Source organism: Salinivibrio sp. PR919, assembly GCF_001995355.1.
Taxonomy (GTDB): Bacteria; Pseudomonadota; Gammaproteobacteria; order Enterobacterales; family Vibrionaceae; genus Salinivibrio; species Salinivibrio proteolyticus.
In genome coordinates this window covers 1-14,854 of the sequence record NZ_MUFL01000080.1, presented here as the reverse complement: position 1 = coordinate 14,854, position 14,854 = coordinate 1, and the positions used below count along the sequence as shown (strand labels likewise).

The 14,854-nt window shown below is 49.9% G+C and carries 13 protein-coding genes; 10 read left to right on the top strand and 3 right to left on the bottom strand.

The genetic code is table 11. From position 1 onward, the window contains the following. The first annotated feature begins 4 nt into the window (after positions 1-4). On the top strand, positions 5-532 hold the full coding sequence (locus BZG83_RS13510) for a TetR/AcrR family transcriptional regulator (RefSeq protein WP_077481279.1): 528 nt from the start codon (positions 5-7) through the stop codon (positions 530-532). Positions 533-678: 146 nt separating this feature from the next. Then, the gene (locus BZG83_RS13505) at positions 679-1,311 is read left to right on the top strand and encodes a substrate-binding periplasmic protein (RefSeq protein ID WP_077481278.1); all 633 of its coding nucleotides are present in this window, start codon (positions 679-681) and stop codon (positions 1,309-1,311) included. On the opposite strand, the gene clcA is transcribed toward BZG83_RS13505, so the two are convergent. Then, on the bottom strand, positions 1,312-2,757 hold the full coding sequence (clcA, locus tag BZG83_RS13500; protein WP_443216376.1) for a H(+)/Cl(-) exchange transporter ClcA: 1,446 nt from the start codon (positions 2,755-2,757) through the stop codon (positions 1,312-1,314). A gap of 331 nt (positions 2,758-3,088) precedes the next feature. Further along, positions 3,089-4,378: an alpha/beta fold hydrolase gene (locus BZG83_RS13495; protein ID WP_077481276.1), complete on the bottom strand. Its 1,290-nt coding sequence runs from the start codon at positions 4,376-4,378 to the stop codon at positions 3,089-3,091. A 204-nt stretch (positions 4,379-4,582) separates the two neighbouring features. Between BZG83_RS13495 and BZG83_RS13490 the strand changes: the two genes are divergently transcribed. The 4 genes from BZG83_RS13490 (at position 4,583) to BZG83_RS13475 (ending at position 9,052) form a co-directional block, all read left to right on the top strand. Further along, positions 4,583-5,044 carry a MarR family winged helix-turn-helix transcriptional regulator gene (locus BZG83_RS13490; RefSeq protein WP_077481274.1) on the top strand — a complete coding sequence of 154 codons (462 nt, stop codon included), beginning with the start codon at positions 4,583-4,585 and terminating at the stop codon, positions 5,042-5,044. 33 nt (positions 5,045-5,077) lie between these two features. Then, entirely contained in the window at positions 5,078-6,136 is a 1,059-nt protein-coding gene (locus BZG83_RS13485; protein WP_077481272.1) for an HlyD family secretion protein, read from the top strand. 11 nt (positions 6,137-6,147) lie between these two features. After that, positions 6,148-7,185, top strand: coding sequence for a DUF2955 domain-containing protein (locus BZG83_RS13480; RefSeq protein ID WP_077481270.1), 1,038 nt, complete (start codon positions 6,148-6,150; stop codon positions 7,183-7,185). Between the two features lie 262 nt (positions 7,186-7,447). Next, on the top strand, positions 7,448-9,052 hold the full coding sequence (locus tag BZG83_RS13475) for a methyl-accepting chemotaxis protein (RefSeq protein ID WP_077481268.1): 1,605 nt from the start codon (positions 7,448-7,450) through the stop codon (positions 9,050-9,052). Between the two features lie 76 nt (positions 9,053-9,128). On the opposite strand, the gene BZG83_RS13470 is transcribed toward BZG83_RS13475, so the two are convergent. After that, a complete protein-coding gene (locus BZG83_RS13470) occupies positions 9,129-10,022 on the bottom strand; it encodes a LysR family transcriptional regulator (protein WP_077481266.1) in 894 nt (297 codons plus the stop codon). Positions 10,023-10,168: 146 nt separating this feature from the next. Between BZG83_RS13470 and BZG83_RS13465 the strand changes: the two genes are divergently transcribed. The 4 genes from BZG83_RS13465 to BZG83_RS13450 all read left to right on the top strand — a co-directional run. Beyond that, complete coding sequence (locus BZG83_RS13465) at positions 10,169-11,317, top strand: S-(hydroxymethyl)glutathione dehydrogenase/class III alcohol dehydrogenase (RefSeq protein ID WP_069587906.1); 1,149 nt, start codon at positions 10,169-10,171, stop codon at positions 11,315-11,317. 38 nt (positions 11,318-11,355) lie between these two features. After that, positions 11,356-12,192: an S-formylglutathione hydrolase gene (gene fghA / locus BZG83_RS13460; RefSeq protein WP_077481264.1), complete on the top strand. Its 837-nt coding sequence runs from the start codon at positions 11,356-11,358 to the stop codon at positions 12,190-12,192. Positions 12,193-12,300: 108 nt separating this feature from the next. Beyond that, the gene (locus BZG83_RS13455; RefSeq protein WP_077481262.1) at positions 12,301-12,918 is read left to right on the top strand and encodes a DJ-1/PfpI family protein; all 618 of its coding nucleotides are present in this window, start codon (positions 12,301-12,303) and stop codon (positions 12,916-12,918) included. Between the two features lie 325 nt (positions 12,919-13,243). Then, positions 13,244-14,854: AIPR family protein (locus BZG83_RS13450; protein WP_077481260.1), on the top strand; the 1,611-nt coding region annotated here is incomplete at its 3' end.

The following is a 14,854-nucleotide window of genomic DNA, read 5'->3' as shown; positions in this document are numbered from 1 at the left end:
CATCATGAGTAAGCGCGATCACATCTTGGCGGTAGCCGAGTCGTTATTTAATCAGTTTGGTTACACCGCGGTGGGCGTCGACAAAATCCGTGATGAAGCCGCGGTCTCAAAGACATCGATGTACCGTCACTTTGGCGCTAAATCGGCCTTGATTGAGGCTGTGCTGCAAGCGCGTCATACAAGATTTGAGCAGGGACTGCAGCAGGCTATTGATGCGCATCAGGATAAAGACGCCCAATTGGCGGCGCTCCTCGATTGGCATCTGGCGTGGTTTAAACAAGACGACTTTAAAGGCTGTATGTTTATGCACGCAATTGGCGAATTTAAGAGCAATACAGACAGCCAAATTGTAGAGATTGCTAAAGCGCACAAAGACAAAATTTACGGTTTAATTGAACAGATTGTTGGTTCAAAGGCGGTTGCTGATGCGGTGATGACGCTGTTGGAAGGGCTAATCGTAAGGGCTGAATTTGATGCGCTCCCCGACCGTGAGTTATGTCTTACCATGTTACGAAGCTTAATAAGACCCTAGGAATAAATCTAAAAGTGACAACGTCACTAGCAAGCGCATAGACGATACGCTGGAGCTCTTCTAATCTCTAAAGGGATGTGGACTCTTGGAGTGGTAATGTGAAAAACGGATGGATATTTGTCGTTTGTTGGTTACCGTTGTGTGTCATGGCAAATACACTAACGATTGCTTATCGTGACGCCAGTGACTCTGTTTCTTTGGCGACTAAAGCGATTGTAGAGCATGCATTCACTGCCATTGATGAGCGTATTGTACTGACATGGATGGAAATGCCACTAGCACGGTCCGAAAACGCCCTAGCCAAAGGGATTATCGATGCGGACTTTGGCCGGACACGACTTGTCTATCAAGATATTCCCGAAGCGCTGTATCCAGAAGAGCCACTCATGTCGATTAATTATTATCTATTTGGACACACACATGTTTTAAAGCCAGAAGATTACCAATATGTCGTGGGAGTTATTGGTGATCAGGTTAATGTAGAAATCGCAAAACGCTATCAATGGCAGCTTATTCGCGCTAGAACAGAACGCGATGCACTGAATATGGTTAATAGTCAGCGAGTTCAAGCGATGATAGGCTACGGCGGTATTCGAAGTATTATCGAGAAAGAGCAATTTACTGATGTACGAATAGGAGAAAAACCGGTTGAGACTTTCGAGGTTTTTCTCGTCTTGCATCAACGTCATCAGCGACTAATCACACCACTTAATACGGTATTAAGAGACATGAGAGATAACGGCACGACTGCCGCTATCCTTGCCAAACATGGATTATGATTATGGCTGCTGCTCAACCTGCAACTTTTGCTGCCGTACTTTTCGGCGTAACAGCTCGGTATAAATAGGTTGGCCACCCAGCAATTGCGCAAACAGTGTGGCACCCAGCGTGGTGATAATCAGCGGTAAGATTAGGTAGTAATTGTTGGTCATCTCAATCACCAACAAAATACCGGTAATCGGCGCGCGCACGGTCGCGGCGAACAGAGCGCCCATTCCCGCAATCGCAAACATGCCCGGTTCAATGCCCATGTCAGGGTAGAGATTTGCAATCATCAAACCGAAGACGGTTCCCAGCAAGGTGCCAAGGGCAAGCATGGGAGCGAAAATGCCGCCCGGTGCGCCGGAACCAAAGCAGATGACTGTCAGCAGTGTGCGTGCCATAAAAATAAACAGCAGTGCACTAATTGAATAGTTAAGCGTAACAAAATCAGGGACAAGGTTAATGCCGCCGTGCGTGAGTTCAGGCGCATACACCAGCAGTAGACCAAATATCCCCCCCAAGGTCGACCCCACAATCAACACGCGCTTTTGGCTGTTTTGATACAAGCGTTGAAAGTAATCTTGAAAGCGCATGATCAGGAAGTTAAAAATCACTCCAAACACACCAAAACAGCACCCCAACGCTAAGAAGAACCACAATGAAAYCAGTGGCGGTGTCTCGTATTGAGGTAACACGATGACAGCGTCTTGGCCATTGATATAGCGAAACACAATGTCAGCAATGATTGCCGCAATGATCACCGCTTTAATGGAAATGAGGGTATAACGAAACTGCGGCCGCATTTCTTCAACCACAAACATGATCGCTGCAAGTGGGGCATTAAACGCGGCGGCTAAGCCCGCTGCGGCACCTGATGCGAGTAGAGTTTGATTGGTGTTACGGTCGTGGATGCGGAAGGTGTCGGTCACCATCCGGCCGATATTGGCACCGATTTGGACACTCGGCCCTTCTCGGCCCAAAATCATTCCTGAGCCTAGCGCGCCCAAACCACCAAAAAATTTCACTGGGATTACCCGCCACCATCGTGTGGGACGAATACCTTCCATGGCGCCTTCTACTTCAGGAATACCCGAACCCGCCGCTTCAGGCGCAAATCTGTGCACCAGCCAATAGCCAATTAAGGCAAGGCCCGCACTGATCAGAAAGGCGAGTAATCCCAATGGAATCATTGAGGTGATATTGCTATCGAGCCACTCGGTACGTGTTTGAGAAAGAGAGTGAATCGCGAGTTCAAAGAAGGTGACCACAATACCCGCGAGCAGGCCAATAACAACCGCTAACAATAAGACGGAAACGGGCGTTTTATCGCGTGACCACAGCTTATCGAAAAAAACGCTAGATTTATAAAATACTGCCCTTTTCTTGCTTGATTTACTTACAATTTTCATCAATGTGAACGCAAAGGTTAAGAAGAAAAAACGACGATGAAGTGAGGGTCTCATGCTCCTGAGCCTACACCGTGCTGGGATACGTCCTGTAACCCGAGGAAACGCAATAATACTACGCCAATTAGCATAACATGCAAGCATCGTTAGCCAGTGTGCCTACTTGGCTAGTCTGGGCTGGTGGGGGCGTAGTCTACGCTGATCAGTCAGGCTGCCTTGAAGGCGAGCGGGCGATTTTTATCGCATTTTCCCGAGTTCAATCGGTACTGACAAAGAGCGTAACACGTGTTGAGCGTGGTTTTTTTGATTTGAGTTAGATCACAGTTTGCAGTGGTGAAAATTTCCGCTGCGACAGCACTCTGTTGGAGCGATACGCAGCGGAGAGTCACTAGCCTTGGCGAGCGGCAAGGCTATCGCCGATGTTTATTAAGCGATCCAAAATACGTTCACCATCGACGCCAATGCCATTGTGCTCGTACTCGTTAGTCATCCACGCTTGGCTGTTGGCAATCTGCGCCAAGGTTTGGCGGGAATAATCGAACTCAACAAACATATCATCCACATAGGTGGCACAGGCGAGCGGCACCGTATTGCGCTTGAGTACGTCGAGATCATAAAGCGCCGGCCAATCGCTCTTTTCCGCCAGCAACATGGCGGCGTCTTTGAGCGGTTTAAGGGTAGCCAGTTGATCAAACATCCACGGGTAAACCATTTCGCCGGTAAACCGGAACGGCTGATCGGGCTGATAGTGGAATTGCGGGAATTGATCGCGCACTCGATGGGCTGACCACTGCGATGCCTGCTGCTGGCAGTAAATCGATTCATGCAAAATAGCGTAAAACGGGTTGGTCAAATATCCTTGGTCAGCTTGCATCGCATTTAWGAACGGATAGCTTAAGGCACGCTCACCATTCACCTCGATAAAGGCTCGCTCCAGTAGGTAATACAGCGGTAGCCCGGCATGGCCGCGACCGAGATTCAGTCCCAGTGTTTGAAATTGCTCAACGGTAAACGGCTGACCGTTTGGCAGCGTCACCGCATTGTTTTGCAAATACTGGGCAATCTCGTGWCAGCGGGCTTGTGCATCGGGGAATTGGGCGAAAAACTGCTGGTTCTTGTCTTCCACACGCTGATAGGTTTTTTGATACACCGCATCGGCGTGCCCCTCGAGCGGCGGGATACCGCCGGTGACAAAGGCGCGTGATAGCGATTGTGGAAAGAATGACAAATAGGTGAGGGCACAGAACCCACCAAAGCTTTGTCCGAGGATCGCCCATTGCTTGATGCCTAACGCTTCGCGTAAACACTCGGCGTCTTTCACGATGCTGTCGGCCCGAAAATGGCTCAGATACGCCGCTTGCTCGGCAGGCGTGAGGTGGGCAAGTGTTTGGTGATTTACCGGCGAGCTTAAGCCCGTGCCGCGTTGGTCAAGTAACAGTACGCGGTAATCGTTTAAGGCACGTTTTAGCCAGCCGCTTGCCCCATTCGGACGAGGAGACTCAAACCCTGGCCCGCCTTGAAAATACACTAACCACGGTAAATCTTGTTCAGTTTTGCGCGTATCAACCACTTCACGGGCGAAAAGCGAAATCGATGGGCTGGCGGCGTCATGATGATCCAGCGGCACATCAATGCGATGGCTGCGATAACGAATATGGCGATCCCAGAGCTCTTGCATGGTAATTCCTTTACAAACAAAACGATGACGCGCGCTAGATTACCAGAGTTGACCAACGGCGGCGAGCGGCTATCGCGCCAGCAATTCGCCATAGTTATGTGACACAAATCACTTTTCTATTTACTTAGCCTGCTAACTATTTTATAGTGGCGGCTACTTATTACTTAGCAGGCTAAGTAATTTCACGGTTGAGGGAGAAAACGTATGACATCGTCACATCCTGAACACATGTCGATTGCTGAACATTTAGGACGCACGGCGCGATTGTGGCGGCGTGTTGCTGATTCTGAACTGGCGCCATTGGGGCTGAGTTATCCGCGCTGGAGTGCGCTGTGGATGCTGCGTCGGTTGGGAGACGGCATCAGTCAAAGTGAACTGGCGCAGGCGCTCGAAATTGAGCTGGGCTCGTTGATGCGGACCTTAAAGCACCTTGAAACGCAGGGGCTGATCACACGGCGCTGCTCGCCAGAAGACAAGCGCACCCGAACGGTACACGTCACTGACAGCGGGTGTGAATTGATGACCCGTATTGAAGCGCGAGTGTTGCGGGTACGTAAGCATCTGCTCGCAGGCATTGACGCCGAAGACTTTGACGCCTTAGAGCGGGTGTTGGTCACCATCAATCAAAATGCGATGGACTATACCGCCACCACAAAAGATGACTAAGGCATAGAACAATAACAGAGGTAAGAAGTACGAATGACACCAGATGAAAAATTTGCGCGTTGGGTAAAAGTAGCTGCTCTCAGTTTTGTGTTGCTCTTTGGCTATTTTTTGCTGGCAGATAACGTGATGCCACTAACGCCTCATGCCATGGTGACACGCACCGTGACCAAAGTCGCTCCACAGGTGAGCGGGCCGGTCAGTGCTTTGGCGGTAGAAAACAACCAAGGCGTGCATCAAGGGGATGTGTTGTTCCAAATTGATGATACCCCGTATCGGATTGCGGTCGACCAAGCCAAACTCTCCTTAGCTCAAGCCAGACAAACCAATACTCAGTTAGATGCGTCATTGATGGCGGCGCGGCAAGATGTTTCGGCCTTGGCGTCGGTGATGGAGCAAAAAGTGCGCGAAGCGAAACGCTTAACGGCTTTGTTTGCCAAAAATGGTGTATCACAGCAGCAGCGTGATGATGCAATCAGTGCGGCTAATACCGCCCGCGCGAAATGGGAAGCGGCCAAGGCACGCGTCAGTGCGCTTCAAATTCAACGGGGTGGTGACGGTGCCAGCAACATTGCCGAACAGGTGGCATTGAGCAAATTAAAGAAAGCACAATTGAATCAATCCTACACCACAGTAAAAGCCAGCCATGACGGCGTCGTCACCAACCTGCAATTGGACGTGGGAGCCTATGCCAGTGCTGGTCAGCCATTGATGGCCTTGGTGTCTGATCGCACCGATGTGATTGCCGATTTTCGTGAAAAAAGTGTCCGTGATGTGCACACTGGCACGCCGGTGAAGGTGGCGTTTGATAGTGAGCCGGGCAAGCTTTACGCGGGACACGTGAGTAGCGTGGATGCGGGCGTCAGTGCTGGACAGATCGATGCTAACGGACAACTGGCGTCACCGTCTAATTCCAACCGTTGGGTGCGTGATGCGCAGCGGATGCGTTTGCACATTCAACTCGATGAATGGCCCTCTCATGCGCTACCGACCGGTGCCCGTGCCACGGTGCAACTTATGCCAGACAGCTGGGTTGGAGAAGTATTCGCCAGTGCCCAGGTCGGCTTTTTAAGCCTGCTGCACTACATCTACTAGGGAGGTGAGCGATGGCTTTATGGCATCACCCCTTAAGTGATAACGATGTGCGCCAGTGTTTGCGGATTGCCACCGGCGCCACAGTAGGCTTTACGGTATGCAAGTTTTTTGATTGTAGCTTTGGGGTGTTTTTTACCGTTACCCCCATGCTACTGCTGGGCTTAGTCCCAGTGATGAACGGTCGCGCGGCGCGCCAATTGCTTGCCTCCGCGGTGATCAGTGGTTTAGAAGTGGGTGTGCTCGGAGGCTTATTGGGGGCGCATCCAGGGCTGATGACACCGCTCGTCTTTGTGTTGTTTACCTATAAATTTGCGTGCATGTCTAAAGGGCGCTTTTTTCTGTTTGGTGCCAACAGTGTGTTGAGCCTGAGCATTATGCTGCATTTTGCCAGCTATCCAGACTTGCCACTTAACACGCTCGTTTTTGGTAACTTAGGGGCCAATATCCTCTCGGTATTGATCGCCTACTTAGTAACATGGTTGATCCCGGATGTGACTGAACGTCAGCCGCCTGCCATGCCCGCGGGAGGCAAGCAGACTCACCGTATGCGCCACGAGGCATTAATGGGAGCCTCGTTAGCGACCATTTCCTTTGTGGTCTTTCAGCTGTTTGAYTTGCGCGACTCCATTTCAGCGCAGGCCACGACTGTGTTATTGCTGTTTCCCATGCACTGGAACGGCACCTTAAGTTATGCGCGAAAACGCGCGGTAGGCACGGTGCTTGGCGTCGCGTATGGGGTAGCATGCCAAGCAATACTGTATGACTGGTTTGGGGTGTTGATCTTGGTCGCGCCGCTTTTGTGGATAGGGACGCTTTTATTCGCCAAAGCTCATGTGAAAGAAGCCAGTGGATCAGGGGTCGGATTTGGCGCGATGGCCACCTTGGGGATCCTGTTTGGGCAATACTTAAGTCCCAGCCAAGATTTTATGTATGATGCGCTTTACCGCGTGAGCAGCAATATTGTGGCGATAGTGATCACCTTAATGCTGTGTTTTGCGCTCCACAAACTGCTTAATTACTTTCCTGCCACGCGATTTGGGACCGCCTAAAATGTCAGAAAAATTGGCGAACGGTATGGCTTCTCATCGTCAATGCGAGCGATATGATTTTGTGCGTAACCGCGCATGATTATTTGACTTTTGCGAGGCGTAACTTGTTTATCAGTTACGCTGTCGCTATTATTTGCGCTGACATCCATGTACAGAGAGGAAGTCAGCCGTCTCTCGCCCCTTTTGGCCGAATTAGGCTACCGGCTTATTGCACGCCGACGTTGACGGTTTCCGCCCCTCCCATTGCCAGTAAGGTAGCGTAGTGAAAAAACTGATCTTAATTGTGGTGTGTGCCATGTTTGCAGTGGCGGCAATTGCCAGCATCACCGCCACAACTTTTATCTCACACGATGAAATCGACCACATCATTCTCAAGCGCTCCAAAGCGCAGGCAGAGCTGCTTGCGGATCGCGCCGAATACATTCTGTCGAACTCGTCAACGCCAACCGACGATTTACAGGAGATGGTCAGCGGTCTCAAAGTACGCAGTGACATCAGCTATGCCGTCGTCATTGATAAAAACGTCAAAGCCATTGCCCACAGTGATACGCAGAAACTAGGCAAAGTCTACACCGACAGCTACACAGTGGCGGGGGCCAGCCAAGGCCAACCGCAGCATTCACGCTGGTACGCTGATGTGCAAGATGTATGGGTGTACGACATCATGATGCCCATCTACGTCGATGGCCGCCTGTGGGGCGCGTTTGATGTAGGGATCCCAATTACAGAAGTGGATAGCGCGGCCAATGACATTGCGATTGCGCAGCTGACCGCGATTGGCTTGATTTTTATTGCCTGTACCCTCGTGCTGGTATGGCTATTGGRCCGACTGTTCGCGCCGCTTAAAGGCCTTGAGCACGCGCTGGCGGATATCTCGAAAGGAGACGGTGACCTGACTGTGCGCTTGCCTGTCACTGGCAACAACGAGATCACCCGTATTTCGGTGGCTTTTAACACCTTCGTAGAAAAAATCGACCAAATCATCGCGCATGTGGTGGAAACCGGTGAAGAGCTTGGCCGTTCAGCCGAGTCGCTGCGCGATAAAGCCGCGCAATCGCTAAAACGTGGTGAATCACAAAGCGAGCAAGCGCTGCTGGTCGTGACCTCGATGAATGAGATGATCGCCACCATCAACGAAATTTCGCAAAGCGCGTCGAATGCGGCAGATTCAGCTTCGTCAGCCAACAGCGAAACCGAAGCCGGTAAGCAAACCTTGACCGAAGCGACCCAGACCATCAACCAACTCGACACCGAGATGGACAACAYGTCGACGGTGATCACCTCGCTGGCCGATCGCACCCAGTCGATTGTCTCCATTTTGGACGTGATACGTGGCATCTCAGAGCAAACGAACTTGCTTGCCTTGAACGCAGCGATTGAAGCAGCACGCGCTGGCGAAGCCGGACGTGGCTTTGCGGTAGTGGCGGATGAAGTGCGCAGTCTGGCGACTAAAACGTCGCAATCGACCGAAGAAATTCAATCGACCATTGATCAGCTTCAGCAAGAAGCGAAAAACGCGGTTGAGGCGATGGACACCAGCAAAGCCCTGACCAACGAAGGGAACCGCGCGACCGAGCAAGCACTGACGGCGCTGGAAAGCATCGCGATGCAAGTGAGCACCATCTTGGATATGAACACCCATGTGGCAACGGCGACCGAAGAGCAATCAAGCGTAGCCAATGAAATTAACGTCAACATGGATACGGTTAACCAAGCGGCGCAAGCCGGGTTGGATGATAGCCATAGCCTAGAAGCGAGTAGCCAAGATTTAGCAGGGCTCGCACGCACCCTCGATCACTATGTGGGCGCGTTTAAAGTCTCAGCGATTAACAAAGCGGACACGTCATTGCGCGCGTCGCGTGACTAATCGACCGTTTTTGAACACCGTGAGCCGATCGCCAGCCTTGTGCTGGCGATTTTTTTAGCGGGTTCCAAAATGTCGGTTAAAAATCAGGGGCGGGTTGAGTGGGCAAGTGTTGAGCTAAATAGGTCAATAACGCCGCTACTTTGGGCTGAAGCTGACGTCCGCGTGGATAAAGCGCCCAAATACCTTCTTCTTCTATCCGATAATCTACCAATACTTCTTCTAATGTTCCCTCGGCTAATGCCTCTTGCACGTAATAATGCGGCAGCTGCGCGAGGCCAATACCTTGCTTGGCCGCCTCGAGTAACGCCACGCCAGAATTACAGCGCAGCCGCCCCGAAACCGTGAGGGTGCGGACTTTATTGCCCGCTTGATAATGCCAGTGCTCGTTGGAGCCGACCAAACAAACATGGCGATTGAGTTCGCTTGGCGTCTGCGGCCGGCCGTGTGCTGCCAAATACGCTGGGCTGGCACAAATGGAGAGCCGTCGAGAACCCAAGCGCTTCGCTTTCAAACTGGAATCCGCGAGATGACCAATACGGATCGCCACATCGGTGCCAGTTTCAATTAAATCAATTCGACGATTAGTTAGATGCAAGTCCACCGACACATGAGGATATTGCCGCAAGAAGGGGGCCAGCAGGGGAGCGATATATTGTTCGCCAAAATTCACTGGCGCCGTCACCCGCACTAATCCGGTGGGAAGCGCTTGCGATTGGGTAATGGTTTGCTCGGCCTCTTGCAAGGCGGCCATCAGCGGACGGCAACGTTGATAATAGTGCTCGCCTTCATCCGTTAGTGTGACTTTACGGGTGGTACGATGAAAAAGCTTCACCCCCAAATGGGCTTCCAGCGCCGCAACTCGTCGGCTTACCGCCACCACATTGGTATCGAGCTTATAAGCCGCCTGAGTAAAACTGCCGTGCTCAGCCACCGCTAAAAATTCGTTTAATCCTTCCCAATGCGGCGCCATGACTGTCTATCCTGTCTATATTATCGGACAATGTATTATTACGTTAGTGAAATAATAATTTTCAATTTTGCTGGATTATAACGAAAAGCAACTTAGCTAGTATAGCGTGATACGAATTACTCCCTTGAACTCAAAAGGATTCTGCAATGGCACTAACCATCAAGCCGGGACAAACCCACATTAAATCCAAAGCCGCCGTCGCATGGGGGCCGGGCCAACCACTGAAAATGGAAGAGGTCGACGTTGAACTGCCCAAGCCGGGCGAGGTGTTGGTCAGAATCGTTGCCACCGGTGTGTGCCATACCGATGCGTTCACCTTATCGGGTGACGACCCTGAAGGGGTATTTCCTTCCATTCTCGGCCACGAAGGCGGCGGGATCGTCGAAATGGTTGGCGAGGGCGTGACCAGCGTAGAAGTCGGCGACCATGTGATTCCGCTTTACACCGCAGAATGTGGTGAGTGTAAATTCTGCCGCTCAGGCAAAACCAACCTGTGTGGCGCAGTGCGTGAGACCCAAGGCAAAGGCCTGATGCCAGACGGCACGTCGCGCTTTTCTATCAACGGCGAGACCATTTTCCACTACATGGGCTGCTCGACCTTCTCGGAATACACGGTACTGCCAGAAATCTCATTGGCGAAAGTGAGCAAAGCCGCACCGCTCGAAGAAGTTTGCTTGCTTGGCTGTGGCGTGACCACTGGCATGGGCGCGGTGATGAATACCGCCAAAGTAGAAAAAGGCGACACGGTGGCGATTTTCGGTTTAGGCGGTATTGGCCTATCCGCGGTGATTGGCGCGCGTATGGCAGGCGCGAGTCGCATCATCGGCATTGATATCAATGAGAGCAAGTTCACCCTTGCCAAGCAGCTGGGCGCCACTGATGTGATTAACCCAAAAGACTACGATCAGCCAATCCAGCAAGTGATTGTGGAGATGACCGACGGCGGCGTCGATTACTCGTTCGAATGTATCGGCAATGTCGATGTGATGCGCCAAGCGCTGGAATGCTGCCACAAAGGCTGGGGCGAGTCAGTGATCATTGGGGTTGCCGGCGCAGGCCAAGAGATCTCGACCCGTCCGTTCCAGTTGGTGACAGGACGCGTCTGGAAAGGCTCGGCGTTTGGTGGCGTTAAAGGCCGCTCAGAGCTGCCCGGCATTGTCGAGCGTTACCTCGATGGTGAGTTTGGTCTACAAGAATTTATCAGCTACACCATGGGCCTTGATGAAGTGAACCGTGCCTTTGACCTGATGCACGAAGGCAAAAGCATTCGCAGCGTGATCCACATGGATAAATAACAGGACGGCCGCCGTGGCAACGCGGCGGTAAAATAACCATGCAACTAGAAAAAATAAGCGAAAACAAAGTCGCGGGCGGTTGGCACCAACGTTGGCAGCATGATTCTAAAGCCACCAACGGCAAAATGACCTTTGCGATCTTTTTGCCCGAAAAAGCGAAAAAACAACCCGTGCCGGTGCTTTATTGGCTCTCGGGCCTAACCTGCACCGACGAAAACTTTATGCAAAAGGCCGGCGCCTTTAAACAAGCCGCCACCTTGGGCATGGCGATTGTGGCGCCAGACACCAGCCCGCGCGGCGAGGGCGTAGCCGACGCCAATCAATACGATCTCGGCCAAGGGGCGGGGTTTTATGTTAATGCCACCCAAGCGCCGTGGCAGTCGCACTACCAGATGTACGACTACGTTGCTCACGAACTGCCGGAGCTGATTGAATCGCACTTTGCGGTCAACAACCAGCGCGCAATTGCCGGACACAGCATGGGCGGCCACGGCGCGTTAGTGATTGGTTTGCGTAACCCATCACGCTACAGCAGCATTTCGGCGTTCAGCCCCATTTGTCATCCCACCGAGTGCCCGTGGGGCAAACAGGCCTTTAGCGCCTATTTAGGTGATGACGAACAAACATGGCAAGCCTATGATGCCACCGTGTTACTCGCCCAAGGCCCCACCGCCATGCCGATGCTGGTGGACCAAGGCGACAAAGACGGCTTTTTGGCCGAGCAGCTTAACCCGCAAGCCCTGAAACAWGCGGCCGAGAAACACAACTCCCCGCTGACCTTGCGCATGCAACCCGGCTACGACCACAGCTACTTTTTCATCAGTACGTTTATTGATGAACACCTCGCCTTCCACGCCACTCGCTTTGCGCGTTAGGGTAAATGCTCCTCACCACCGTATACATGTTATGCGGTGGTTTGCTCTCCTTTTATTGTAAAGCATGATATCTTATTGAAATAACTGGCTATAATGTAAAAGGATATTATGTATACCGTTGCGATTGTGCTATTTGATGCATTTACCGACATCGATTTCTTTCTCATGCGCGACATCTTTGGACGTCTCTCTCAACATTGGAATGTACGCGCACTTGGTACCAAATCCGAACACACATCGACGCTTGGGCTCTCGGTAACAACAGATGGTGAACTCAGTGAAGCAAGTGAAGCTGATGTTGTATTGATTACCAGTGGCTATAAAGGCGTACCTGCCGCATTAAACGACGATGCGTTTATGAAAGCTCTATCGCTTAATCCCAATCACCAACTTATCGGCTCGATTTGTGCGGGCTCCTTTATTTTGTATCGATTAGGGTTGTTAGGCGGGCGTCAACTGACCACGCATCCCGATGCTAAACCTACCCTTGAAGCCATGGGCGCAGAAGTGCAAGACCAGCCGTTAGTGATTGATGGCAATATCGCCACGGCTGGTGGATGTTTATCGGCACTTTATCTAACCGGATGGGTGGCAGAACGCTTATTTGATACAAACGTGCGCCGAGAAATGCATCGTCAATTGCTCCCGGCTGGACAAGCAGCAACATATGAAGCACTGATTGAAGAAACAATTCAGTCAGCAAAAGTCACTCCTCTTCCTACCTAAAATCTCGTTCAATCCAAACAACTCGCAACGTTCAAACCCGAATCAGGCGATTACGACTCGCCTTTTTGGGACCAATCTAACAAAACAAGGCTTGGCTAACACTTTGGACAATAGCGCACGAAAAGCAACACAGCGCTTGATACACTAACCCGCAAAGTAGCCAATAAATGGCGTGTTAGGTGCCGACAACTGATCGGCGGTAGCGTGGTGAAACACTCGATGGTTAAGCAGCCTAAAGGCCAGATATACCGAAGACAGTGCGTGCCACAGTTTCTGTAAGTCAATATGATCTCCGATACAACTCTAAAAAAGAGAAGTTTAGATTATGAGTATAATTCACCTTAGACAAATAAATGCTTATCTCGAAGAAAATTATCGAGATCTAATTGATCTCGATGACGTTAAAGACAAAAGTAATAATGAAAAAGAACAGATCTTTAGAACTCGTTCTCTTGCTGCATATGCTTTAAAGACCCAAGCAGAAATTGAATTCGAAGTTTCTGCTAGATATGTGACAGATGGGTTTAAGGATAACGGGCTAGATGCTGTTTACTATAGTAGAGTTGATCGAGTTTTATATCTCGTTCAATCGAAATGGAATCAGGATGGTGGAGGTAGCGTTAGTGTAGGAGATACACAGAAATTTTTGCAGGGTTTTAAGGATCTTATAAATGCAAGATTTGAACGCTTTAACGATAAAATAAACAACAAAAAGCCGGAAATAGATCAAGCTTTAAATKATGCACAAACTCGTATAGTTATGGTCTTATGTTATACAGGTACTCAGCCACTGAGCTCGGAAGTTGAAACAATTATCCATGATGTTACAACCGAAATTAATGATACAACTGAAATTTTGACCTTCAAGACGCTGAGACAAAGTAATATATATAGTGCAGTTGCTAGAGGAGCAGAAGCTCAGCCTATTGATTTAGAGCTTGCGCTGCACTCGTGGGGACAAGTTAGAGAACCCTATATGGCTTTTTACGGTCAAGTTTCTGCAAGTGAAGTAGCTATATGGTGGCATGATCATTTTCCTCAAATATTCTCACCAAATATCCGTATTTATCTTGGAAATACTGAGATAAACGAAGGTATTACCGAAACTGTATTAACATCGCCTGAAAACCTTTGGTATTTTAACAATGGGATAACAGCTCTTTGCGCTAATGTGGGTAGGAAGCCTATTGGAGGAAGTGGAAGAGATATGGGTGTTTTCGAGTGTAGCGATTTTAAAATTGTGAACGGGGCTCAAACAGTTGGCTCTATAGCTGCAGCATTCGATAAGCAGCCAGATGCAGTACAAAATGCAAAAGTTCCTATAAGAATAATTTCATTGTCTGATACGCCGGAAGATTTTGGTAAAGAAATAACCAGAAATAATAATACGCAAAATCGTATAGATCGCAGGGATTTCGTTGCCCTTGATACAAACCAAGAGCGGATAAGAAATGAGCTACTGTTGGAGAATGTTGGATACGTTTATAAGTCTGGAGATTCTTTGCCAATCGGGATAGATGGATTTGATTTAGTTCAAGCAACTATATCCCTGGCATGTTCTCATAACGACTATACTTATGCTGTTCAGGCAAAACGTGAAATTGGTCGTCTATGGGATGACATATCCAAGGCTCCTTACAGAGCATTGTTTAATGACAGCGTTAATGGTCCGAATCTATGGCGTAAAGTTCTAATATCTAGAGTGATAGATAGTAGGGTTGAGGAGCTCCATCAGAATTCAGAAGGGCGAGCTAGACTTTGTGCTATTCATGGGAATAGGTTGATCATGTTTCTTGTTTTCCAAAACGTAAATTCCTCTATTTTTAGTGGTATTGGAGAGTTATCTACTAGCGAAGAGGATCATATAAGAAATTTAACAAATGAAATCTATCATAAAACGTTCTCTGTTATCGAAGAGGATTATCCAGATGCATAC

Coding starts and splice junctions, on each gene's coding strand:
- BZG83_RS13510 (WP_077481279.1), top strand. CDS start 5: ATGAGTAAGCGCGATCACATCTTGGCGGTAGCCGAGTCGTTATTTAAT.
- BZG83_RS13490 (WP_077481274.1), top strand. CDS start 4,583: ATGACATCGTCACATCCTGAACACATGTCGATTGCTGAACATTTAGGA.
- BZG83_RS13470 (WP_077481266.1), bottom strand. CDS start 10,022: ATGGCGCCGCATTGGGAAGGATTAAACGAATTTTTAGCGGTGGCTGAG.
- BZG83_RS13505 (WP_077481278.1), top strand. CDS start 679: ATGGCAAATACACTAACGATTGCTTATCGTGACGCCAGTGACTCTGTT.
- BZG83_RS13465 (WP_069587906.1), top strand. CDS start 10,169: ATGGCACTAACCATCAAGCCGGGACAAACCCACATTAAATCCAAAGCC.
- BZG83_RS13485 (WP_077481272.1), top strand. CDS start 5,078: ATGACACCAGATGAAAAATTTGCGCGTTGGGTAAAAGTAGCTGCTCTC.
- BZG83_RS13455 (WP_077481262.1), top strand. CDS start 12,301: ATGTATACCGTTGCGATTGTGCTATTTGATGCATTTACCGACATCGAT.